The following is a 21,597-nucleotide window of genomic DNA, read 5'->3' as shown; positions in this document are numbered from 1 at the left end:
GGTCGATCCTACTGACCCCGCACAGGGAAACACGGTGCGAATGATGCAGGTGCGCTGGATAGGCTGAATGCATGGCAGTCAAGACCACTCACGCCGTGGGCGTGGACATCGGCGGAACCGGTATCAAAGGCGGCATCGTCGACCTCGAACAGGGCACTCTGATCAGCGACCGCATCAAGGTGGACACCCCTGCGGGTGCGCGCCCGAAGGATGTGCTGGCAGCTGTCAAGCAGGTTCTCGAGACCCTCGGCGTGACCGAGGACAAGATGCCGCTGGGCGTCGCGTTCCCCGCGATCATCAAGAACGGGCGCACGCTGTCGGCGGCCAATGTGTCCAACGAATGGGTCGGGTTCGAGGCTGAGAAGTTCTTCGAGGTGGGCCTGGGCCGCGACATCCACTTCGCCAACGACGCCGACGTCGCCGGCGTCGCCGAGGTCCGGTACGGCGCCGCGAAGGGCAAGCAGGGGCTCGTGCTGCTGACCACTCTGGGCACCGGGATCGGCACCGCGATGATCCACAACGGCATGCTGATCCCGAACAGCGAGCTGGGACACCTGCAGCGCGCACGGCACAAGAAGGATGCCGAGGCCTGGACCGCGTATTCGGCGATGGAGCGCGACAAGCTCACGTGGAAGAAGTGGGCCAAGCGCCTGCAGTGGTACTACAACTACCTCGAATTCCTCTTCAGCCCTGACCTGTTCGTGATCGGCGGCGGAGTGTCCAAGCACGCGGACGAGTTCGTGCCGCTGCTGGACCTGCAGACCCCCATCGTTCCGGCCGTGCACCGCAACAACGCCGGCATCATCGGAGCCGCCGCGCTCGCGGGCGACTGACGACCGCGGCGCCGCTGCCCCCGTCGAACACATGTGTGATCACCGAGCGCACACCGGTTTGGCGTCAAATCGGTGTGCGCTCGACAAGATCACATGATTTCGACGAGCGAGGCGAATGGGCCGGCCTGTACGCCGGGTTCTGTCCGGAGGAATTGCACCTCGTGGATGGCCATCTCTCTCGGCGACACGTTGCCGTGCCGCTCCAGCGGCCTACCCGGGGACTCGGCGAGCCGCGTCAACATCCCCTGTATGGCCTTGCTCCGGGCGAGGTTTGCCGTGCGAGCCGCGTCACCGCGACCCCGGTGGTCTCTTACACCGCCCTTTCACCCTTACCGGGGCGAGCCCCGGCGGTCTGCTCTCTGTGGCACTGTCTCGCGGATCACTCCGGGTGGCCGTTAACCACCGCCCTGCCCTGTGGAGCCCGGACGTTCCTCGGCGCGACACGGCGAACCGTGCGCGACGCGACCATCCAGCCGACCCATTCGCGACGCCGAGTCTATCCGGTCGCGCCCGGCGCTGGCTGACGATCAGCCCTTCTCGCCGGTGGGCGAGATGTGCAGGTCGAGCGGGAAGTCGATCGGAAAGTCGCCGAAGAGCAGGGATGCCGCGGCCGCGGCCGCCTCGCGGACGATCTCGGCGACCTTCTCGGCCACGCTGTGCGGCGTGTGCACGATCAGCTCGTCGTGCAGGAAGAACGCGAGATGCGGGGCGTGCGAGAACGCAGGCCCGGATCGGGGCGCGGCATCTCGCTCGGGTACCGGCGGCAGCGCGGCCAGCCGCAATCGCACCTCGGCCAGCCACGCCAGCGCCCACTCGGCAGCGGTGCCCTGCACGACGAAATTGCGGGTGAAGCGGCCGCGGTCCCCCGCGATGCGGCGGGCGCGGTCGCGCTCTGCGACCCCGGCGTTCTCGTCGGCCGCGAGCGATTGCACACCACGCCACCCGGCCGACGCCTCCGGCGAGCTGCGTCCGAGCCAGGTCGAGACCACGCCGCCCTGCTCACCGGTGCGGGCCGCGGCATCCACCAGCGCCATCGCGTGCGGGTACGCGCGCCGCAGTCGCGGGACCAGTCGCCCGCTGTCGCCGGTGGTGGCGCCGTACATCGCCCCCAGCATCGCGACTTTCGCCTCTGCCCTGGTCGAGACGGTGCCGCGTTCGACGATCCCGCTGTACAAGTCCTGGCCGCGCGCGGCCGCCGCCAACGCGAGATCGCGGCTCATCGCCGCAAGCACGCGCGGCTCCAGCTGCGCCACGTCGGCCACGACGAAGGTCCATCCCGGATCGGCACTCACCGCCGCACGCAGGCGACGCGGGATCTGCAGGGCTCCCCCGCCCGACGACGCCCAGCGACCGGTGACCACGCCCCCGGGGATGTACACGGGTCGAAAGCGGCCGTCGTGCACCCACTCCTCCAGCCACGCCCACCCGTTCGCCGTCAGCAGCCGCATCAGCGCCTTGTAGCGCAGCAGCGGTTCGACCACCGGATGCTCGTACTCGCGCAGCTCCCACTTGCCCGTGCTGCGCGCGGGAACCCCGATGCGATGCAGGCTGCGCAGCAGCTTGGGCGGTGAGTCCAGCGACGCCTTCTCGTCGCCCAGCAGGCTCCGCACCGTGGCTGCCGCCTCAGCGATCCGCGACGGCACCCCTCCCCCCGCGGGTCGCGCGCCGAGCACGTCGGTGAGGATCGCCTCGTGCGCTGCGGCATCCCACGGCAGCCCTGCCGCGGTCATCTCGGCCGCCACGAGCGCCCCGGCCGACTCCGCCGCGCACAGCAGGTCGAGCCGGCGCGGGTCGGTGGAGCCCGCGGTGGCCGCCCACTGCCGGCGCAGCTCCGCCAGAGCGGCATCCGCACCGCCCGGCAGCCCTGGCCGCCCGGGGGGCGCCTCGTCGAGATCGAACAGCGTCGCCGGCGCCGCGCCGGCGACCGCCGCCGGAGGCGCATCCCACTCCTGTGCCGCGCGCAGGTCGCGGGCAGCTGCGTCCGCGTCGGATCCGTTCGGCACGAGGGCGCTGTCGCGCAGGATCGCATGACACAGCCGCAGGTCGCGGCACCGGCCCACCCGGATGCCGGCGGCCAGCAGCATCGGATAGACGCGCGCGGTGTCGGCCCAGACCCATCGGATCGCACCCGTGGCCCCCGCGTCGCTCTCACGCCGTTGCACGTGAGCGGCAAGCTCCACCCGGGGCACGGACTGCCTGGCGCGCACGGCGTGTTCCGGGTCGAGGGTGATGATCGTCGCCGTGTCGCCGTCGAGTCCGACGACGGCCCAGACAGGCGGTGCGTTCACCGCCCGCTCGGGGCGCGCATCACAGCCCGGACTCCTCCGTGCGCACGAGGATGCAGCCGCATTCGGGGCAGGTGACGACCTGATCGGCCGGTGCCTGGCGCACGGCTGCCAGATCGGTGCCGGAGAGCACCATGCGGCATCCTTCGCAGGTCTGCCGGCGCAGCAGCGCCGCGCCGATGCCGCGCGCGGCGAGCCGCTCGTACATCGCCAGCAGGTCGGCGGGCACGTCGGATGCCAGCGCCGCACGGTCGCGCCGGGCCGCATCCAGCCGGGCCGTCGCACCGGCGACCTCGGCCTTGCCTTCGGCGCTCAGCTGCGCGCCCTCGGCGTTGATCTCGCCGATCAAGGACTCCTGCGCGGCGACGTCCGTGTCGGCCTGCTCGAGCTTCTCCATCAGCTCGAGCTGTGTGTCTTCGAGGTCTGCCTTCCGGCGCGCGAGTGAGGCCAGTTCGCTCTCCAGCCCCTGGGCATCCTTGGGACTGGACACCGTCTGCAGCCGGTCGAGGTCGCGCTCGCGTCTCGCGTCGACCACGGCGACATCCGCTTCGACCCGACCGAGCTCGGCGCGAAGGTCGTCACGCGTGCCCTGACGGGCAGTGAGCTCGGGGGTGAGCTCTTGACGCCGGGCTATCAGCTCCCGCACGCGCGCCGCCTGGGACGGGTTCGTGCGAGCATGCTCGGCTTGGCGGATGCGGGCGTCGAGATCGGCCAGATCGAGCAGGCGGATCTGATGTGCAGGCTGAGCGTTCACGTGGGCCCTGCCGGGTTCGAACCGACGACATCCACGGTGTAAACGTGGCGCTCTACCGACTGAGCTAAAGGCCCGCGCCGCAAGTCTACGAGAGATGCGCCGACCTGATGGCCGATAGGCTGGAGCGCGGTGTGTCCGCGCACCCGCCGCACGAAGAAAGGTCGCGATGATCAGCGAGAAGGCGCCCACGGGCAAGGCCGAGACGCTCGTCTGGCTGCGACGGATCTCGGGCGATCTCGCAACGGCCACGATCAACCGGCTTGAGCAGACCCTCCCGTGGTACGCAGAAATGCCTCCGGCGCGCCGCTCGGCGGTCGGGCTGGTGGCCCAGGCCGGCATCACCTCGTTCATCCATTGGTACGAGGACCCGAACTCCACGCCGTGGATCGCGTCCGACATCTTCGCCGCCGCACCGCGCGAGCTGCTGCGCAGCGTCAGCCTCACCCAGACCCTGCAGCTGATCCGAGTCACCGTCGAAGTGACCGAAGAGAAGGTCACCGGGCGCGGTGAGCACCTGCGCGAGGCGATCCTGCTCTACTCGCGCGAGGTCGCCTTCGCCGCCGCCGACGTCTATGCCCGGGCCGCCGAGGCACGCGGCCTGTGGGACGCGCGTCTGGAAGCCCTGGTGGTGGATTCGATCCTGACCGGCGAGACCGACGAAGAGCTGCCCAGCCGCATCGCCGCCCTGGGCTGGCACGGGCACGGCGAGGTGGCGGTGCTCGTGGGGACCACTCCGCCGCAGTTCGACGTGGACCAGCTGCGACGGACGGCGCGCAAGCTCGGCGTCGACGTGCTGATCGGCGTGCAGGGCTCCCGACTCGTCCTGGTGCTCGGCCGCGCGCACGCGCCCGGACGTGCGGACGAGACGGCGGACCAGCTGCCGTTCGTGCAGATCGTGCAGCACCTCGAGCCGGGTTTCGGCAGCGGCCATCTGGTGCTCGGGCCCACGGTGCCCGCCCTCGTGGACGCCGGGCAGAGCGCACGCGCAGCACTTGCCGGCTTCGCCGTCGCACGGTCGTGGCGGCATGCACCGCGCCCCGTCGAGGCCGACGACCTGCTCCCCGAACGTGCGCTGGCCGGCGACCCTCTGGCCAAGCAGACTCTCGTCGAGAAGGTCTACCGGCCGCTGCAGGCGCACAGCACGGACCTTGTGACGACCCTGTGGAGCTATCTCGACAACGGCCGTTCGCTGGAGGCGACGGCGCGCGAGCTGTTCGTCCACCCCAACACCGTCCGCTACCGCCTCAAGCGCGTCTCTGAAGTCATCGGATGGGATGCCACGGGGCCACGCGAGGCGCTCATCCTGCAGACCGCCCTCATCCTCGGCGCGATCGGAACGGACGCGACACGCCGACGGAACCCCTCCGCGCGCCGTCCGCGTTGACCGAAGCTGTGCTACGCACACAAACGATTCGCGGATTCTTGTGTCGTCTCCGCCAGTTGGACGTCCTCGGGTTTGGCAGGATGGGATGGTGATCATCGCCGTCTTCCCCGGCCAGGGCTCGCAGACCCCCGGCTTCCTGGCCCCGTGGCTCGAGTCCGAGGTCGCCCGAGAGCGCCTGCAGGCCTTCTCCGATAAAGCACAGGTCGACCTCGTCGCCGCCGGCACCTCGTGGGACGCCGATCGCATCCGCGACACGAAGATCGCCCAGCCCCTCATCGTGGCGGCGAGCCTGCTCTCGTACGCCGCACTGATCGAGCGCGCGGGCACCCGACCGCAGGGCGTCGCCGGACATTCCGTCGGCGAACTCGCAGCGCTCGCCGCCGCCGAGGTGATCTCCAGCGATGAGGCGCTGCGACTGGTGGGCATCCGCGGACGGGCGATGGCGGATGCCGCGGCCGTGGCGCAGACCGGCATGAGCGCGATCGTCGGCGGTGACGAGCAGGACGTGCTCAGCGCCCTCGAGAAGCATTCGCTGACCCCGGCGAACTTCAACGGCGGCGGGCAGATCGTCGCTGCGGGCGCCCTGGGCGATCTGGCCGAACTCGCCGCCTCACCGCCGCGCGGCACTCGGATCATCCCGCTGAAAGTGGCAGGCGCATTCCACACCGGCTATATGGCTTCCGCCGTCGACACCCTGCGCACCGCGGCCGCCACGGTCGAGACATCCGACCCCACCGTGACCCTGTGGTCCAACCACGACGGATCCACCCTCACCCACGGACGCGCCGCGATCGACCGGATGGTCGCGCAGATCGCCTCGCCCGTACGCTGGGACCTCTGCATGGCGTCCTTCGCCGAGAACGGGGTGACCGGCATCATCGAACTGGCGCCGGCCGGCACTCTCATCGGGCTCGCCAAGCGCGCCCTGCGTGGAGTGCCCAGCGTGGCAGTGAAAACCCCCGACGACCTCGAGGCCGCCGCCAACCTGTTGACCGGAGACGCCGCATGAGTATCACGCTGAACCAGCCCACCGGGCCCGCGCACACCCGCATCTATGCGTACGGCGCAGCCCGCGGCGAGAACGTCATCCCCAACGACGACCTCATCGGACCCATCAATTCCAGCGACGAGTGGATCCGCCAGCGCACCGGAATCATCACGCGTGTGCGCGCGAACCACGACACGACCGCGATCGATCTGGCCACAGACGCGGCGCGTGAAGCCGTGGAGCGCTCAGGGGTGGCCGCCGACAAGATCGACGCGGTCATCATCGCCACGATCAGCAACCCCAAGCAGACCCCGTCGGTGTCGGCGATCGTCGCCGACCGCATCGGGGCCACGCCCGCCGCCGCGTACGACCTGAATGCCGCATGCGCAGGCTTCGCGTACGGTGTCGCGCAGGCCGATGCCCTGATCCGGGGCGGAGTTGCACACTACGCCGTCGTCGTCGGTGCCGAGAAGCTCAGCGACATCGTCGATCCGACCGACCGCAGCATCTCGTTCCTGCTCGGCGACGGGGCAGGGGCCGCCGTCGTCGGTCCCAGCGACTTTCCCGGAATCGCACCCACCGTCTGGGGATCCGACGGCTCGCGGGCCGGACTGGTCGGCATGAACAGCACACTGACCGAGTTCCGCGACGGCAAGGTGCCCTGGCCCACTCTGCGGCAGGAGGGCCCGAGCGTGTTCCGCTGGGCCGTCTGGGAGATGCTCAAGGTCGCCCGCAATGCGCTGGAGGTCGCCGGGGTCAGCGCCGACGACCTGACCGCGTTCATCCCGCACCAGGCGAACATGCGCATCGTCGACCAGTTCGCCAAGCTGCTCAAGCTGCCCGACACGGTCATCATCGCGAACGACATCGAGACCACCGGCAACACGTCTGCGGCATCCATCCCGCTCGCCGCGCACCGTCTTCTGCAAGAGCACCCCGAGGCATCGGGTGGGCTCGCGCTGCAGATCGGGTTCGGTGCGGGTCTGGTGTACGGCGCCCAGGTCGTCGTCCTCCCCTGATCGGCAGACGCCCGACTCTAGAATTGTCCACGGCCCTCGCACAAGGCCGGTGGGCCCGGAAGTGAACACCGCAACAAAGGAGCACGAAATGGCATTCACGAACGAAGAGGTCCTCGCCGGCCTTGCCGAGCTGGTCACGGACGAGACCGGCATCTCGGCCGACGAGGTCGCCCTGGAGAAGTCGTTCACCGACGACCTCGACATCGACTCGATCTCGATGATGACCATCGTCGTCAACGCCGAGGAGAAGTTCGGCGTGACCATCCCCGACGACGAGGTCAAGAACCTCAAGACCGTCGGCGACGCGGTCACCTTCATCTCGTCGAACCAGGCGTGACGCCTTCCGGTGGGGGCACAACGCCCCCACCGCCCAACCCACCTACCGAGGAATCCCACATGAGCACGTCCCGCATCGTCGTCACCGGCATCGGCGCCTCGTCCCCCCTGGGGGGCACCGCGCCCGAGAGCTGGTCCGCCCTGCTGAACGGAGTCAGCGGCACCCGCACCCTCGAGCACGAATGGGTCGAGAAGTACAACCTGCCGGTCACATTCGCCGCCGAGGGCGCCGTCCGACCCGACACCGTGCTGGCACGCCCGATGGCCAAGCGCCTGGACCCCTCCTCCCAATTCGCGATGGTCGCCGCGATGGAGGCCTGGGCGGATGCCGGCGCACCCGAGGTCGACCCCGACCGACTCGGCGTCGACTTCGCGACCGGCATCGGCGGCCTGTGGACGCTGCTGGATGCCTGGGACACTCTGCGCGAGAAGGGGCCGCGTCGGGTCATGCCCATGACGGTTCCGATGCTGATGCCGAACGCTGCCGCCGGCAATCTCTCGCTCCACTTCGGTGCCCGCGCCTTCGCACGCACCGTCGCCAGCGCCTGCGCATCCAGCACGGAGTCGATCGTCAACGCGTTCGAACACCTGCGGGCGGGACTGGCCGACGTCGTGATCGCCGGCGGCACCGAGTCGGCGATCCACCCGCTCACGATGGCGGCGTTCGCCTCGATGCAGGCTCTCTCGCGCCGCAACGACGACCCCGCCCACGCCTCCCGCCCGGCCAGCATCGACCGCGACGGCTTCGTCATGGGTGAGGGCGCCGCGGTACTGGTGCTCGAGACCGAAGAGCACGCGAAGGCACGCGGGGCGAAGATCTACGCGGTCGTGGTGGGCGGCGGCGTCACCGCGGATTCGTATCACATCACCGCGAACGACCCCGACGGTCACGGGGCCGCCCGCGCGGTGCGTCTGGCGCTGGAAGTGGCCGATGCCTCACCCGACGACGTGACGCACATCAACGCGCACGCGACCTCGACTCCGGTCGGCGACCCGAACGAGTACAGCGCACTCAAGCAGGTCTTCGGTGACCGGATCGACGAGATCCCGGTCTCGGCGACCAAGGCGTCCACCGGCCACCTGCTCGGCGGCACCGGCGCCCTCGAGGCGGTCTTCACGATCCTCGCGCTGCGCGAGCGGCAGGCGCCGCCCACGATCAACCTGACCACACAGGACCCCGAGGTGCCGTTCCGTCTGTCGGGGTCGACGATCCCGCTCGGCGACGGCGACCAGCTGGCCATCAGCAACTCGTTCGGATTCGGCGGACACAACGCGGTGGTGGCCTTCACCACGGCATGACCCTCTGATGCACGAAAGACGCCCCGCTGGAAGCCTCAGCGGGGCGTCTTTCGTGTATCGGGCGGGATTCGCGGTCTCAGTCTCCGGGATGAGGTCCGTCGGGACAGTGGCCTCCGATGACCGGTAGTGGCGCCTGCGCCGCCCGAGGTCTCTCACATGTGTCAGCCCACCTTGTGCAGCCAGACGACGGGGGCATCATCCGAGGCGTGACGGAACGGCTCGAGCTCCTCGTCCCATGCGGCCCCCAGCGCGACCTGGAGTTCGCGCTCGAGCTCGAAGACATCGCCGGCTGCGACATCCATCGCGTAGCGCAGCCGGTCCTCGCCGATGACCACGTTGCCCGCGGCATCGGTCTGCGCATAGTGGATGCCGAGGCCCGGCGTGTGCATCCAGCGACCGCCGTCGTTGCGCGCCGAGGGGTCCTCGGTGACCTCGAAGCGCAAATGCTCCCAGCCGCGCATGGCGGTGGCCAAGGCCGCACCGGTGCCGGCGGGACCTTCCCAATAGAACTCGGCACGCCGCGCACCGGCGAGCACCGGCTGGTCGGTCCACTCGAAGCTCGTCGCACGCCCGAGTGCGCGTCCCACCGCCCACTCGAGGTGAGGGCACAACGCGCGTGGCGCGGAGTGGATGAGTATCACTCCACGCGCCTGTGTCGTCGCCATGGTCTCTCCGTTTCGTCAGGTACGTCTTCCCCTACGACCTGACCGGATTGCGCCCCGGCGGCGTGCTGTTCGGTTGTCTGCGGCCATTATCGCCGGTGCGCGGCGCAATCACAACCCTGTCATTCGCGTGTCGGCGGGCTGCGGCGCCCCGCACACGACGAGGGGGCTCCCGACCCGATGTCGAGAGCCCCCTCCTGCGGTCTCAGCGGATCACGCCTCGCTCATGGCGCGCACCTCGGCCTGGCCCTTGGCGGCGTAGTACGCGGCACGGGCGGCGTCCTTGCGCGCCTGCTCCACATAGCCGGCGTCAAGGATCGCCTGGTCGACTTCGACGCTGTCGACGTGGTTGCGGCCGTTGTACTTCTCGATGTAGGCATCCAGTTCGGGACCACTGGTCCACGACGTGATCAGGTTGTAGCGGGGCTCACTGCCCAGGTGCGTGGTGGCGTGCCACAGGCGCTGCGTGTCGATGATCAGCTGCGCACCGGCCGGCAGCGCGATGCGCACCTCGCCTTGAGGGTCGGTGCGGTTCTCGCGCAGGACGAAGAAGCTGTCCTTGTCGTCGGTGAGGTTGAAGAAGCCGCGAACGACCCAACCGGTGCCATCCGGGTTCAGCCGGTTGTTGTCGTCCTGGTGCAGGTTGTACAGGCAGTCGCCGTAGGGGGTCGGCTGCAACTCGATGACGCGGCAGCGGCCGACGTTGGCACCCGGCTCCTGCGCACGGCGCGTGAGGTTCGGCGCCTTGGCCACCTGCGCATCGATCCACACGCCGTCCTTGTCGGTGCGCGGCGGCTTGTGGTTCCAGAAGCCGTTGCACTCGATTTCGCCCTTGGCGCTGGCCAGCGGTGCGAACCGTGTGTCACCCGACGACTTCCAATCGACGTACTCGATGTCGAGCCACTCCTGGGGATCCAGCGCCTGGTCGTAGCTGTCGAGGACGACGTATCCGGTCTCTTCGAGAGCCGCCGACTTGATGTAACCCATGATGAGAATCATGCCTTTCGTAGGGGGCCAGCACGTTTTAACAGGCCCGACTTAGGCAAGCCTACCTCCGGGGTCTGAGCCCGCCCAGGGCGCGTCGCCGTGAATAAGCGGCCGCCCCATCGTGCCGCCGTGGCGGCCCGTGAGAGCCCGAATAGAGTAGAGCGGGCGCGTGCACGCGCCGCCGCCTGACCGGAAGAGTGATGACAGCACGATGACAGCAATGGGCAGTGCCACGAACGTCGACGCCACCGCCGTGAACACCATCGCGTGGCTTTCGCAGCCGCAGACCACGATCGTGGTGCCGGTGTATCAGCGGCAGTACCGCTGGGACATCGGCGGGTGCGAGCAGCTGCTGGCCGACGTGCGGGCAGCCGCCGACAGCGACACGCGGGCGATGCACTTCATCGGGTCGATCCTGTCTGCAGCCGCACCCCGTTCGGACGCGGCCGATCTGGTGCTGATCGACGGACAGCAGCGCGTGACGACCCTCATGCTGCTGATCGCAGCCCTGCACCACACGGTGCGCGAGAGTGACCCTGCGCTGGCCGACGATCTGGCACGCGTCCTCGTGCGCACCGATGACCCGTCGCGCACCAAACTGCGCCCGCACCGCGAATGGGCCGACGTCTTCGAAGACGTCGTGCTCGACTGGCGCCCTTCGGACCGCGACCGCACGGAGTCCCGGTTCGATGACAACTACGCGTTCTTCCGCAGCCAGGTCGGCCCAGAAGACGTGCAGCGTGTGTGGCGCGGCATCCAGAAGCTGGAGCACGTGTCGATCACTCTGCGCGCCGGTGCGAATGCGCAGCAGATCTTCGAGAGCCTGAATTCGACCGGCGAGCCGCTGCGCGACCACGAGCTGATCCACAACTACATCCTGATGGGCCTCTCGCACGCGCAGCAGACACAGGTCGAAGACGAGTTCTGGCTGCCCATCGAGCGCGCCACCGGCGAGCAGATCGCCGGCTTCTGGCGCCACTACCTCATCATGACCACCGGCCGCGAGATGACAGTGGCCGGTGAGCGCGGCGTCTACGACGCCTTCCGCGCCCAGGTGCCGCGGGTCGATTTCGCCACGCTGAAGGAGCGGGCCGCCGAGTGGCTCGAGTATGCCGAGGCCTACCGGGTGCTGCTGGACCCGTCACAGGAGCAGGATGTCGAGATCTCGCGGCAGCTCACATATGTGAACACGTTCGGCCGGGGCATGTATCCGCTCGTGCTGCGTGCCTACCGGCAGTGGTCACATGGCGAGCTCAGCCGCACCGGGCTGATCGCGGTGCTCGAGCACGTGCAGGCGCTGCTGCTGCGCCGCGAGATCGTCGGCATCCCCAACGAGCGGCTCGTGGCCCGGCTGTGCCGCGCGGGCGAGGCCGGGGCACAGGATCTGCTGCACGCCCTGTCGCGCATCACCCCCTCGGATGAACGAATCCGTGTCGCGCTGCGGTACGGCGACCTTCCGCACGCCGCGTATGTGCTGGGCAGGCTGGCCGGTGCCCAGAGCCCGGTCGGTCTGGAGGTCGAGCAGGTCTTTCCGCTTGCCCCGTCGGACGAGTGGACCGGCGGCGGCACGCGCACCTGGAAGGACCTCACCGACGACGAGCAGAACAGCTTCCGGGCCCTCGCGCAGACCCTCGGCAACCTCACGCTGCTCGAGCAGCCGCTCGCTGAGCAGGCGTTCGCGGCATCTTTCCCCGACAAGCGCGAGGCGTACGCCCGCAGCACCATCTCGCTGACCCGTGATCTCGCCGAAACCGAGGTGTGGAGCACGGCGGCCATCGCCGCCCGCACCGCCGCGCTGACCGACGCGCTGCTGCAGATCTGGCAGCGGCCGCTGACGACGCTGATCGACGACGACGGCCTCACCCCCGTGCTCGATGCCAAGCGGCGGCGCGGGTGGCCGCGCGGCTGGGAGCGCGAGTTCGCCTATGTCGAATACCGCGGCGAGCACTGGGAGGTGTACGACGTGAAATACCTCTTCAATCGCATCTTCCGGCGCTTGTGGGCCGACTCCCGCGCCGACGTCGTCGCCTACAGCGCGCGTCACGGCGGGCCGATCTTTTCGGCCAAGGCCTGGAACGGCCAGTGGGACGACCTCGACGACGCCAACTTCCTCTACATGGGATGGGACTCGAAGTACATGCTCACCGCCGTGCAGGGAGTGCTCGACGAGGCAGGCCTTGCCCCTGAAGTGTTCATCAAGTACTCGTACATCGGGGCGGCGATGTAGCCATGCGCCTGGGCTACACGGCACAGCAGGTACGCGACGCCGAGGCGCCGCACTTGGCCGCCGGCGAGCCTCTCATGGCGCGAGCGGCGGCGGCAGTGGCCGCAGCGGTGCGCGATCTCCTCGCCGTCCGCGGCGGCGTCCCCGGCCGGGTCCTGCTGCTGGTGGGGTCGGGCAACAACGGCGGCGACGCCCTGTTCGCCGGGGCGGAGCTGGCCGGGGGCGGATGCCGCGTCACGGTCGCCGAGCTCGGCTCGCGCACCCACGAGGCCGGGCTCGCCGCAGCCCTGGACGCCGGGTCGCGAACCGTGTCTGCGTCTGACATCGTCGCCACCGCAGGCGACACCGACGTCATCGTGGACGGCATCCTAGGGACCGGCGCCGTCGAGAGCCCCGCGCTGCGCGGTGTCGCCCGCGATATCGTGGCCGAACTTCTGCCGCTGCTCGGTCGACCCGACGCCCCCGCTGTCGTCGCGGTCGACATCCCCAGCGGCATCCACCCCGACGACGGCTCGGTGCCCGAGCCGGCAGTGCTGCCCGCCGATGTCACCGTGACCTTCGGCGGCTACAAGGCCGGCCTGCTGCAGGGACCCGGCGCCCGATTTGCGGGCGACGTGCGGCTGGCTGCCATCGGCATCGAGGATGACCTGGCCGCCGTGGAACCAGCCGTCCGCGTACCCTGACCGCGCCCGTTCAGGACGCACCGCCCGCTTCTGCCGCCGGCAGCGGATCGACCGCGATGGTCACCGACTTCACGCGAGTGTAGGACTCGAGCGCTTCCGCACCGTTCTCACGCCCCCACCCGGAGGCTTTGACGCCCCCGAAGGGAACGGCCGCGTCAAGCATCGCCCATCCGTTGACCCAGATGATGCCGGCGTGAAGCGCATTGGCAACACGATGCGCACGGCTGATGTCGGTCGTCTGAACGCCGGCGGCCAGACCGTAGTCCGTGCTGTTGGCCAGTGCTACCGCTTCTGACTCCGTGTCGAACGGCTGCACCGTCAAGACGGGGCCGAACACCTCCTCCTGGATGGCGCCGGCATCATTGTCCAGCCCGGCGATGACGGTGGGTGCGTAGTAGAAGCCGCCGTCGAGATCGATGCGTTCACCGCCGGCGGCAATGGTTCCGCCCGCGGCGACGGCATCGCCCACCATCGCTTCGACGCGCTCGAGCTGTGCTGCGCTGACCAGCGGCCCGATCACCGTTCCGTCCTCGCCGGGGCGGCCGAGCGGCACGTGGGTGACGGCATCGGCAAGGATGCCGACGACGGTGTCGTAGATCGGGCGCTCGACCAGCAACCGCGGTGCAGACATGCAGAACTGCCCCGTGTTGAAGACGAAGCTGTTGATCACAGTGCCGATCACCTTGTCGAGGTCGGCGTCGGCGAAAACGATGTTCGCGGCATTGCCGCCCAACTCAGCCGCCACCGGTTTGAGGAGCCGCCCTGCGAGCGACGCCACCTCGCGCCCGACCTTCGTGGACCCGGTGAACGCGATCATGTCGACGTCGGGGTGGCGTACCAGCGCCTCGCCGAGGTCGGACCCAGCACCGGTGATGAGGTTGTAGACCCCATCGGGCACCCCGGCCTCGGCGAGGATCTCGGACATCAGGATCGCACTCAACGTCGTCAGCGGAGATGGCTTGTGGACCATCGTGTTGCCCACGGCGAGTGCCGGCGCGATCTTGGAGCTGGACAGGATCAGCGGGAAGTTGAAGGGACTGATCGCCCCGACGACACCTCGTGGTTCGCGACGCGTGTAGGCGAACGCCGGCAGCGGCGTGTCGCGCACGGAGCCGTCGACGTGCGGCGCAAGCGTGGCATAGTACTCGAACAGGTCAGCCGAGTTCGGAACGTCGATCATGCGCGTGAACAGAATCGGCTTGCCCACATCGAGGCTCTCGGCCTGCGCAAGCTCTTCCAACCGTTCCCGCATGAGGGATGCGACCCGCAGCAGCACCCGCGAGCGTTCCCGGCCGGACAGCCCCGACCAGCGGCCGGCGTCGAACGCCGCACGCGCAGCGGCCACCGCGGCGTCGACATCGCTCGTCGACGCGGCCGCGACCTCGCCGACGCGTCGCCCGGTCGATGGGTCGATCACCTCGAGACGTCCGCCCTCTGCTGGTGCGACCCAGCGACCCCCGATGAACAACTCCGTGCGGAACGCCCGTGCAGCCGTGGCGATCTCGGCATCGGTACTCGACATTTTCTCTCCTTCGAGAAGCGGCGCGGGCAGCACGACCGTCCGACGTGTCGGCCGCGGTGGTTGTGGGCAGTCTAGCCAGTGGGATGCGTGGCAGGGTCAGGTTGCGCAAGCCCGGCCTCTCCCCCGTGCGCGTGACAACGGGCCGAGAAACCGGAGCCTCACCGGCAAGCGCGATGTACCGTGGGCATGACGGGGCCGGCACCCGGCACCACAGAGCTGTGAAAGAAGTTCCATCATGGGCAAGTTCATCATTCAGCCGCACGGCCGGCTGCAGGAATGGGTCGCCGAGGAGCACGGCTATTTCACCGATGAAGGCCTCGACTACGAATTCGCCGAGGAGTGGTTCGCCGGTGCCTCACGCACCACATCGACGGTGAAGGCCGCCGACAGCGCCCCCACGGAGTTCAAGAGCGGCGCGCTCGAAGACATGGAGAAGGGTCGCGCCTGCGACGTCTCGGCCGCCTGCCACTGGGCGGTCAATGATGCGGCCAGCCATCAGTCCAACGGCAAGCTGTGGGGATCGGCGTACTCGGTGTCTCCGGCGGGGATCTTCGTGGCGCCCGACTCTGCCCTGCACTCCCCCGAAGACCTGGCCGGCGTGCCGGTCGCGGTCGGGTATCACTCGGGGAGCCACTACTCGGCAATCCAGGCTCTGGCCGGCTTCCTGGAGCGCGACCAGATCGCCACGACCTTCGCCGGGTTCCCGTACGACCGGGTGCGGCTGATGATGCGCGGCGAGGTGGAGGCTGCGAACGTGTTCGGGCCGCAGTACTACCTGCTCGAGCAGCTCGGCTTCCGCAAGCTCGTCGACACCACCTTCATGATGGGCTTCTTCGTCTCCGACGCGGCCGACCACGACGACACGCAGGCGTACTTCCGCGCGCTGGAGCGCGCGCAGCGCGACATCGACCTGGAACAGGAACGGTACCGCAAGTACTGGCTCAAGGAGATGCCCGAAGACCTCGCACAGATCGCCGACGTACGTCGGTTCGGCCCCGGCGAGCGCATCGTCTTCCAGACCTACACGCGGGAGATGTACGACGCCACTCAACGCTGGATGAAGAGCTGGAATCTTCTGGACCTGGACCTGACTGAGGACAGCGGGTACGCGAGATCCGTGCTGCTGTGAGCAGGCCGCCCGGTCCCCGTCGCCCGACCGCGCCGGCGCCGGGGAGGATCTCTCGGTGGGGCGGGTGGGACTTGAACCCACGATCGTCGGGTTATGAGCCCGCTGCCTTCACCAGCTTGGCCACCGCCCCCTGCACATTCCTGCGCGTTAGAGCCTATCGTGGCGTTAGAGCCTATCGTGACAGCGCAACGATACTGCGACCGGGCGCAGTCAGGCCTTCGGCTTGCCGTCCGATGTTCCGTGACTGCCCCGGCGGATCGGCAGCTCCTGGCTGTCGCTGATCACCTGCGGGTGGTTGCGAGCGAGCGAGAACACGCCGTAGACCGCGATGGCACCCGCCACCCCGAACCCGAGGAAGGCCCACACGTTCGCCGTCGCGGCCTCTTTCAGCACGGTCAGGCCGATCAGCACCGCGACCATCGGGTCGACGACGGTCAGCCCCGCCACCACGAGGTCGGGCGGACCGACCGAGTACGCCGTCTGCACGAAGTACGCGCCCAGCGCCACAGCAGCCAAGAGCCCTACGACGCACAGCACCGTCAACCAGTCGAACATCGACGCCTGGATCCTGCTGATCACGATCTTCGCGAGCGTCGCGACGAACCCGTACAGCACGCCCGAGGAGATGATGTAGAACAGCGGATGCGCGCGCCTGCGGACGAGCACCCATGTCACCGCGAGCCCCGTGAGCACGACCACGAGCATGCCGACGACGATGAGCAGTTCGAGATCGGTGACCGGGGTCTCGGTCGCAACGAATGCGGCGATCGTGACGAAGATGAAGATGCCGCCCACGCACGCGATGATCGCGCGCACCGACTGTTTGGTCGGTTTGTGTCCGCTCACCCGCGCGTGCAGCAGCGTCGTGATCACGAGCGAGACCGCCCCCAGGGGCTGCACGAGGATCAGCGGTGCGAACACCAGCGCCGTCAGCTGGCAGACGATCGCAAGGCCCAGCATGAGCGTTCCGACCACCCATGATGGGCGGCGCAGCAGCGCCAACAGCTGCTTGCCGGTCAGGCCGGAACTGCCGCTGCTGGGAGTGAGCCGTTCGACCTTCGTGACACCACGGTGCTGATACTGCGCGCCGAGCGAGAGGAACACGGCGCCCAGCAGCGCCAACGGAATCCCGATCAGGATCGCCGGATCGCGGAAGACGCCGACCAACTGGTCGGTCACGTCGTTCAGCGGCAGGTCCGTCGCGATCACCCTTCGACATTACCGGCGGTGCGTCGTCGGTAGGCTGAAGACGTGGCCATTCTGCCGATCCGCATCATGGGCGACCCCGTGTTGCACTCCCCTGCCGCCGAAGTGGACGAGATCACCGACGAGGTCCGCCAGCTCGTCCGCGACATGTACGAGACGATGGATGCCGCTCCCGGTGTGGGGCTGGCCGCCCCGCAGGTGGGGGTTTCGCTTCGACTGTACGTGTACACGTACCAGGACGACGACGGCCGTCCCTGGCGCGGTGTGGTCATCAACCCGGTGCTGTGGATGAAGCCCACCGAGCCCGGCTCCCCCGACCCGGATGAGGAGTCGGAAGGGTGCCTGTCATTCCCCGGCGAGCGCTTCCCGCTGCGGCGGTCGGAAGAAGTGCTCGTCACCGGCATCGACCTCGATGGCTCACCGGTGCGCATCCAGGTGGAGGGCTGGCGTGCCCGCATCATGCAGCACGAGTTCGACCATCTCGATGGCGTGCTGTACATCGACCGACTCAGCGACAGCGACTGGAAGACGACGCAGAAGATCGCCCGCAAGCGCGGCTGGGGACGGCCGGGCGTGTCGTGGACGCCCGGAGTGGACGACCTCGACGCCTGAGGACGCTCAGCGCTTGCGCGGCTTGTCCTGAGCCGACCTCGGCGGGTTGACCGTGACATCGAGCCGTTCCTGGCCGTCCAGCGACGACCAGCGCGCTGCTGTCCCCTTGGCCGCGTGCGACGACCCGCGAACGGCCCGCTCGTCTGCCCAGCTGTTCAGGCGGTGTCCGGCGTGCCCGCGCACGTGTTCGAGCACGACGTCAGGCAGCCCGTGCGCGCGCCGGTCGTCGCGCTCGACGATGAGATCCTTGAGGATGTCGACATTCTTGGTGGGCGCGCCGGTGCTGGTCTTCCAGCCTCGCCGGGCATGGGCATCCATCCACGACGAGTAGGTGTCGATCGCATATTTCGAGTCGGCCTGCACCGTGAGGTTCTCGACGTCGCGATGATCGCGGATCGCGTTGAGCAGGGCCAGCAGCTCGCCGATGTTGTTCGTCCCCTGCGGCAGCGCCCCTGCGGCCCAGTGGCCGTCCTCGCCCACCCATGCCCAACCGGTGGGACCGGGATTGCCCGAGCACGCGCCGTCCGTCGCAACCGTGTAGCTCTCGATGGTCGTCCCCCTGCCTGCATCCGCCTGTGACTGCCACAGGTCCGACTCACCAGCCTATCCAGACGTGCGCGATCCGCCGGGCAGGCCCGATGGCCTCTCGGCCGTGGCAGGCTGGAACCGTCGCAGATGTCACGCGAGACGGACGGAAACGCTCATGAGCCACCACGACCGACCCGGTGAGGAGCACGCCGCCGACACGTCGCACCGTGTCGAACAGCTCCAGACCGACGAGTGCTGGCGCCTGCTGCAGGGCGCCTCGCTCGCTCGGCTGGCCCTGCTCGACGCAGACGGCGCGCCGGAGATCTACCCGATCAACATCCAAGTCGTCCACGGCGCCGTCCTGATCCGATCGTCGTACGATGCGAAAGCCCGTGCACTGGCGGCGCATCCGAGGTTCGCGCTGGAGACCGACGGCGGCACCCTTCGCGTGCGTTGGAGTGTCATCGCCCACGGGACTGCAGAGGTGACGGCGAATGACATCGATGACGCGCCGGCGGCCGGCGGCGGCTCATGGTACCCGGGCGAGAAGTCGCACGTGATCCGGCTGACGGTTGAAGATCTCACAGGCAAGCGATTCCTCGTCCCAGTCACCGCCCGCACCGAAGGCGCCGATCAGGCACCGTCATCGTGACGCGGTGTCCTGCACACGGGTGACCCGCGCGGCCGCCTCAAGCCTGCAGGACCGACAGCGTATTGCCCGCGGGGTCGCGGAACCATGCGATGTCGGGGCCGCGGCCGCCGGCCCGCGCGATTCCCTTCTCGTCGGTGCCGAAATCGGGATCCTGATAGATCTTGGTCACCACGCCGCGGGCGTTCAGCTCGTCGACCGCGGCGTCGATGTCGTCGACCGGGAAGTTCAGGATCGTGAAGCTTGCCGGGCCATGGTCGGGCTTCGTGTAGACGAGCACGCGGGCACCGTCGCCGAGCACCAACTCGAGGAATCCCATGGCGTTCTCGTTCACCGTCAGCCCGAGCGTGTCGCCGTAGAAGGCCTTGGCCGCCGCCGCGTCATCGACGCTGAAGCCGCTGAAGGCCTTGTCAGGAGTGAATGCGTCCATGCAACCAGCATCCGCCATCATGGCCCGCCCGTCCAGCAGCCGAATGTGCTTCAGATGAGGCCGAGTGCTGCCACGGCGTCGCGTTCGGCGGACAGTTCTGCCACGGACCGGTCGATCCGGCCTCGCGAGAAGGCATCGATGTCGAGCGCGTCGACGATCCGCCAATGACCGCCGTCTGCTGTCGCCGGGAAGGATGAGACGAGCCCCTCGGGGATGCCGTAACTGCCGTCGGACGGCAGGGCCACCGACGTCCAGTCGCCCGCCGCTGTGCCCTGCGTCCAGTCGCGCAGGTGGTCGATCGCCGCGCTGGCCGCCGAAGCGGCCGACGACGCACCGCGCGCTTCGATGATGGCGGCCCCTCGTCCGGCGACGCCGGGGATGAAGTCCTGCTCGATCCACGTCCGCTCGAGTGCGACGGGTGCTCCGCGAACGAGCACATGGGATACGTCGGGGTACTGCGTCGACGAGTGATTGCCCCAGATCGCGAGCCGGGTCACGTCTGACACCTCCACGCCGAGGTGGGCGGCCATGCGGCTGCGTGCGCGATTGTGGTCCAGACGCGTCATGGCTGTGAAGCGCTCGGGCGGTACACTCGGCGCGTGCTTCATCGCGATCAGCGCATTCGTGTTCGCCGGGTTGCCCACGACGAGCACGCGGATGTCGTCGGCCGCGCCGGCCTCGATCGCCGAGCCCTGGGGGCCGAAGATCCTGCCGTTCGCCTCCAGTAGGTCGCTTCGTTCCATCCCGGGCTTGCGCGGGCGGGATCCGACGAGCAGGGCGATGTTGGCACCTTCGAACGCCGGCGTCGGATCGTCGGTGACGTCGATGCCCGTCAGAAGTGGGAACGCACAGTCGTCGAGTTCCATCGCCGTGCCTGCCGCAGCCTTCACCGCCGCCGGGATCTCGAGCAGGCGCAGGCGGATCGGCGTATCGGGACCGAGCATGTCACCGGCGGCGATCCGGAACACCAATGCGTAGCCGATCTGGCCGGCCGCGCCGGTGACTGTGATGGTGACGGGTGACCTCATGAGCGCGCCCTCCTCTGAGCCGACAGGACCCAGTCTGCACCGAGAGCAAGAAAAAGCCCCGAGGGTGGAGCCTCGGGGCTTTCGCTCCCCCACTTGGACTCGAACCAAGAACCTATCGGTTAACAGCCGATTGCTCTGCCAATTGAGCTATGGAGGAATGCACTCCGCGTTGCCGCGACAGCCTGACTATCGTAGCAAACTTCCGAGCGCGTTCACGACGCCAGGAGCCTCCGGTCGGCCCCGGCGCCGGGCGACCAGACGATGGCGTCCAGGCTGCGCCCGGCGGCCACGACGTGCCCAGATCGCAGCACGATGACGTCGGCGCCCAGTGCGGACACGGCATCTTTGTCGTTGCCGACAAGCAGCGTCGACATGCCGTAACCCGTCCGGCGACGCTGCACCGCACCCAGTACCGCACCGCGCGCTTCGACGTCGAGGTTGGCCACCAGATCGTCGGCGATGAGCACCTTGGGATCGAGCATGAGCGCCCTGGCCAGCGCCACGCGCTGACGCATGCCGGCACTGAGCTCGTAGGGAAATTTCGTCGCCGTGCCCAGGGGAAGCTTCAGCTCGTCGAGCAGGTGCGCGGTGCGCATCGCGAGTGCGCGCTTGTTCACACGGCGGTCACGGCTCGTGACGGGAGACCCGACGATCTCGTCCACCGTGAGTCGATTCGCGAGGCTCGCCCCCGACCCCTGGGCGAGGTAGCCCACGTGGTAGGTCAGCGCGCGATGGGCGCGCCCGGCGCGCCGAACAGGAATGCCCTCGACCCACGCTCCGCCGCCGATGACGGCAAGTCCGGCCTCGTCAGAGCCCGCGAGGACTGCCGCAAGGCTCGACTTGCCCGATCCGGTGGGTCCGAGAACCGCGAGAGTGCGTGCGTGCTCGAGCGTGAAATCAACACCGTCAACGACCCGGTTGGCAGCGCCGCCCCATGCGCCCGTGCGGGTCACCGACAGGTCGGTGCAGCGGATGGCGACCTCGGTGTCGCGGCGTCGGGACATGCCCTCATCTTGCCGTGTGCCCACCTCATCCGCCA

The 21,597-nt window shown here is 68.8% G+C and carries 21 protein-coding genes, 3 tRNA genes and 1 other RNA gene; 11 read left to right on the top strand and 14 right to left on the bottom strand.

Features of this window, described 5'->3' with window-relative positions; genetic code table 11:
• Window positions 1–71: 71 nt before the first annotated feature.
• Complete coding sequence (gene ppgK / locus QU603_RS07545; protein WP_308493862.1) at window positions 72–833, top strand: polyphosphate--glucose phosphotransferase; 762 nt, start codon at window positions 72–74, stop codon at window positions 831–833.
• A gap of 112 nt (window positions 834–945) precedes the next feature.
• On the opposite strand, the gene rnpB is transcribed toward ppgK, so the two are convergent.
• The 4 genes from rnpB to QU603_RS07525 all read right to left on the bottom strand — a co-directional run bounded on the left by rnpB (window position 946) and on the right by QU603_RS07525 (window position 3,946).
• Window positions 946–1,314: RNase P RNA component class A (gene rnpB / locus QU603_RS07540), an RNA gene on the bottom strand.
• 46 nt (window positions 1,315–1,360) lie between these two features.
• On the bottom strand, window positions 1,361–3,121 hold the full coding sequence (locus tag QU603_RS07535) for a bifunctional 3'-5' exonuclease/DNA polymerase (protein ID WP_308493861.1): 1,761 nt from the start codon (window positions 3,119–3,121) through the stop codon (window positions 1,361–1,363).
• A 19-nt stretch (window positions 3,122–3,140) separates the two neighbouring features.
• Window positions 3,141–3,872, bottom strand: coding sequence for a zinc ribbon domain-containing protein (locus tag QU603_RS07530; protein ID WP_308493860.1), 732 nt, complete (start codon window positions 3,870–3,872; stop codon window positions 3,141–3,143).
• 1 nt (window position 3,873) lies between these two features.
• A tRNA-Val gene (locus QU603_RS07525) sits at window positions 3,874–3,946 on the bottom strand.
• 92 nt (window positions 3,947–4,038) lie between these two features.
• On the opposite strand from QU603_RS07525, the gene QU603_RS07520 reads away from it, so the two are divergent.
• From QU603_RS07520 to QU603_RS07500, 5 genes are all read left to right on the top strand, one after another.
• Window positions 4,039–5,256 (top strand): PucR family transcriptional regulator, encoded by a 1,218-nt coding sequence (locus QU603_RS07520; protein ID WP_308493859.1) that lies wholly within the window; start codon window positions 4,039–4,041, stop codon window positions 5,254–5,256.
• 88 nt (window positions 5,257–5,344) lie between these two features.
• Window positions 5,345–6,265, top strand: a complete 921-nt coding sequence (locus QU603_RS07515; protein ID WP_308493975.1) for an ACP S-malonyltransferase — start codon at window positions 5,345–5,347, stop codon at window positions 6,263–6,265.
• The gene (locus QU603_RS07510) at window positions 6,262–7,263 is read left to right on the top strand and encodes a beta-ketoacyl-ACP synthase III (RefSeq protein ID WP_308493858.1); all 1,002 of its coding nucleotides are present in this window, start codon (window positions 6,262–6,264) and stop codon (window positions 7,261–7,263) included. Before QU603_RS07515 ends, QU603_RS07510 begins: the two co-directional genes overlap by 4 nt.
• 88 nt (window positions 7,264–7,351) lie before the next feature.
• Entirely contained in the window at window positions 7,352–7,600 is a 249-nt protein-coding gene (locus tag QU603_RS07505) for an acyl carrier protein (protein WP_308493857.1), read from the top strand.
• 59 nt (window positions 7,601–7,659) lie between these two features.
• Entirely contained in the window at window positions 7,660–8,898 is a 1,239-nt protein-coding gene (locus QU603_RS07500; protein WP_308493856.1) for a beta-ketoacyl-[acyl-carrier-protein] synthase family protein, read from the top strand.
• A 161-nt stretch (window positions 8,899–9,059) separates the two neighbouring features.
• Here QU603_RS07500 and QU603_RS07495 read toward each other — a convergent pair whose 3' ends face one another.
• Window positions 9,060–9,563, bottom strand: a complete 504-nt coding sequence (locus QU603_RS07495; RefSeq protein WP_308493855.1) for a DUF3145 domain-containing protein — start codon at window positions 9,561–9,563, stop codon at window positions 9,060–9,062.
• A gap of 210 nt (window positions 9,564–9,773) precedes the next feature.
• On the bottom strand, window positions 9,774–10,547 hold the full coding sequence (locus QU603_RS07490) for a hypothetical protein (RefSeq protein WP_308493854.1): 774 nt from the start codon (window positions 10,545–10,547) through the stop codon (window positions 9,774–9,776).
• 220 nt (window positions 10,548–10,767) lie between these two features.
• On the opposite strand from QU603_RS07490, the gene QU603_RS07485 reads away from it, so the two are divergent.
• Together QU603_RS07485 and QU603_RS07480 are read left to right on the top strand one after the other, a co-directional pair.
• Window positions 10,768–12,774: a DUF262 domain-containing protein gene (locus QU603_RS07485; RefSeq protein WP_308493853.1), complete on the top strand. Its 2,007-nt coding sequence runs from the start codon at window positions 10,768–10,770 to the stop codon at window positions 12,772–12,774.
• 2 nt (window positions 12,775–12,776) lie between these two features.
• Window positions 12,777–13,454, top strand: coding sequence for an NAD(P)H-hydrate epimerase (locus QU603_RS07480; RefSeq protein WP_308493852.1), 678 nt, complete (start codon window positions 12,777–12,779; stop codon window positions 13,452–13,454).
• A gap of 10 nt (window positions 13,455–13,464) precedes the next feature.
• Here the strand turns inward: QU603_RS07480 and QU603_RS07475 are convergent, their stop codons facing one another.
• Window positions 13,465–14,976, bottom strand: coding sequence for an aldehyde dehydrogenase family protein (locus QU603_RS07475; RefSeq protein WP_308493851.1), 1,512 nt, complete (start codon window positions 14,974–14,976; stop codon window positions 13,465–13,467).
• A 235-nt stretch (window positions 14,977–15,211) separates the two neighbouring features.
• Here QU603_RS07475 and QU603_RS07470 point away from each other — a divergent pair, with 235 nt between their 5' ends.
• Window positions 15,212–16,105 (top strand): ABC transporter substrate-binding protein, encoded by an 894-nt coding sequence (locus QU603_RS07470; protein ID WP_308493850.1) that lies wholly within the window; start codon window positions 15,212–15,214, stop codon window positions 16,103–16,105.
• A 56-nt stretch (window positions 16,106–16,161) separates the two neighbouring features.
• Here the strand turns inward: QU603_RS07470 and QU603_RS07465 are convergent.
• A tRNA-Ile gene (locus QU603_RS07465) sits at window positions 16,162–16,235 on the bottom strand.
• An 80-nt stretch (window positions 16,236–16,315) separates the two neighbouring features.
• Complete coding sequence (locus QU603_RS07460) at window positions 16,316–17,314, bottom strand: DMT family transporter (protein WP_308493849.1); 999 nt, start codon at window positions 17,312–17,314, stop codon at window positions 16,316–16,318.
• A gap of 42 nt (window positions 17,315–17,356) precedes the next feature.
• On the opposite strand from QU603_RS07460, the gene def reads away from it, so the two are divergent.
• Complete coding sequence (def, locus tag QU603_RS07455) at window positions 17,357–17,923, top strand: peptide deformylase (RefSeq protein ID WP_308493848.1); 567 nt, start codon at window positions 17,357–17,359, stop codon at window positions 17,921–17,923.
• Window positions 17,924–17,929: 6 nt separating this feature from the next.
• Here the strand turns inward: def and QU603_RS07450 are convergent, their stop codons facing one another.
• Entirely contained in the window at window positions 17,930–18,472 is a 543-nt protein-coding gene (locus QU603_RS07450; protein WP_308493974.1) for a ribonuclease H family protein, read from the bottom strand.
• 154 nt (window positions 18,473–18,626) lie between these two features.
• Here QU603_RS07450 and QU603_RS07445 point away from each other — a divergent pair, with 154 nt between their 5' ends.
• Window positions 18,627–19,103, top strand: a complete 477-nt coding sequence (locus QU603_RS07445) for a pyridoxamine 5'-phosphate oxidase family protein (protein ID WP_308493847.1) — start codon at window positions 18,627–18,629, stop codon at window positions 19,101–19,103.
• Window positions 19,104–19,140: 37 nt separating this feature from the next.
• Here the strand turns inward: QU603_RS07445 and QU603_RS07440 are convergent, their stop codons facing one another.
• The 4 genes from QU603_RS07440 to QU603_RS07425 form a co-directional block, all read right to left on the bottom strand.
• Window positions 19,141–19,530: a VOC family protein gene (locus tag QU603_RS07440; protein ID WP_308493846.1), complete on the bottom strand. Its 390-nt coding sequence runs from the start codon at window positions 19,528–19,530 to the stop codon at window positions 19,141–19,143.
• Between the two features lie 50 nt (window positions 19,531–19,580).
• A complete protein-coding gene (locus QU603_RS07435; protein WP_308493845.1) occupies window positions 19,581–20,558 on the bottom strand; it encodes a malate dehydrogenase in 978 nt (325 codons plus the stop codon).
• 84 nt (window positions 20,559–20,642) lie between these two features.
• Window positions 20,643–20,715 (bottom strand) — tRNA-Asn (locus tag QU603_RS07430).
• A 55-nt stretch (window positions 20,716–20,770) separates the two neighbouring features.
• Entirely contained in the window at window positions 20,771–21,562 is a 792-nt protein-coding gene (locus QU603_RS07425) for an ATP-binding cassette domain-containing protein (RefSeq protein WP_308493844.1), read from the bottom strand.
• Window positions 21,563–21,597 lie beyond the last annotated feature (35 nt).

This window comes from Microbacterium terrisoli (genome assembly GCF_030866805.1).
GTDB classification, from domain to species: Bacteria; Actinomycetota; Actinomycetes; order Actinomycetales; family Microbacteriaceae; genus Microbacterium; species Microbacterium terrisoli.
The sequence above is the reverse complement of the archived record's forward strand: the minus strand, read 5'-3'. Positions and strand labels throughout refer to the sequence as shown.

Excerpts from the sequence above, each read along its gene's own strand:
- ppgK (WP_308493862.1), top strand. The coding sequence starts at position 72 with ATGGCAGTCAAGACCACTCACGCCGTGGGCGTGGACATCGGCGGAACC.
- QU603_RS07520 (WP_308493859.1), top strand. The coding sequence starts at position 4,039 with ATGATCAGCGAGAAGGCGCCCACGGGCAAGGCCGAGACGCTCGTCTGG.
- QU603_RS07510 (WP_308493858.1), top strand. The coding sequence starts at position 6,262 with ATGAGTATCACGCTGAACCAGCCCACCGGGCCCGCGCACACCCGCATC.
- QU603_RS07505 (WP_308493857.1), top strand. The coding sequence starts at position 7,352 with ATGGCATTCACGAACGAAGAGGTCCTCGCCGGCCTTGCCGAGCTGGTC.
- QU603_RS07500 (WP_308493856.1), top strand. The coding sequence starts at position 7,660 with ATGAGCACGTCCCGCATCGTCGTCACCGGCATCGGCGCCTCGTCCCCC.
- QU603_RS07495 (WP_308493855.1), bottom strand. The coding sequence starts at position 9,563 with ATGGCGACGACACAGGCGCGTGGAGTGATACTCATCCACTCCGCGCCA.
- QU603_RS07490 (WP_308493854.1), bottom strand. The coding sequence starts at position 10,547 with ATGGGTTACATCAAGTCGGCGGCTCTCGAAGAGACCGGATACGTCGTC.
- QU603_RS07485 (WP_308493853.1), top strand. The coding sequence starts at position 10,768 with ATGGGCAGTGCCACGAACGTCGACGCCACCGCCGTGAACACCATCGCG.
- QU603_RS07480 (WP_308493852.1), top strand. The coding sequence starts at position 12,777 with ATGCGCCTGGGCTACACGGCACAGCAGGTACGCGACGCCGAGGCGCCG.
- QU603_RS07475 (WP_308493851.1), bottom strand. The coding sequence starts at position 14,976 with ATGTCGAGTACCGATGCCGAGATCGCCACGGCTGCACGGGCGTTCCGC.
- QU603_RS07470 (WP_308493850.1), top strand. The coding sequence starts at position 15,212 with ATGGGCAAGTTCATCATTCAGCCGCACGGCCGGCTGCAGGAATGGGTC.
- QU603_RS07445 (WP_308493847.1), top strand. The coding sequence starts at position 18,627 with ATGAGCCACCACGACCGACCCGGTGAGGAGCACGCCGCCGACACGTCG.
- QU603_RS07440 (WP_308493846.1), bottom strand. The coding sequence starts at position 19,530 with ATGGACGCATTCACTCCTGACAAGGCCTTCAGCGGCTTCAGCGTCGAT.
- QU603_RS07435 (WP_308493845.1), bottom strand. The coding sequence starts at position 20,558 with ATGAGGTCACCCGTCACCATCACAGTCACCGGCGCGGCCGGCCAGATC.
- QU603_RS07425 (WP_308493844.1), bottom strand. The coding sequence starts at position 21,562 with ATGTCCCGACGCCGCGACACCGAGGTCGCCATCCGCTGCACCGACCTG.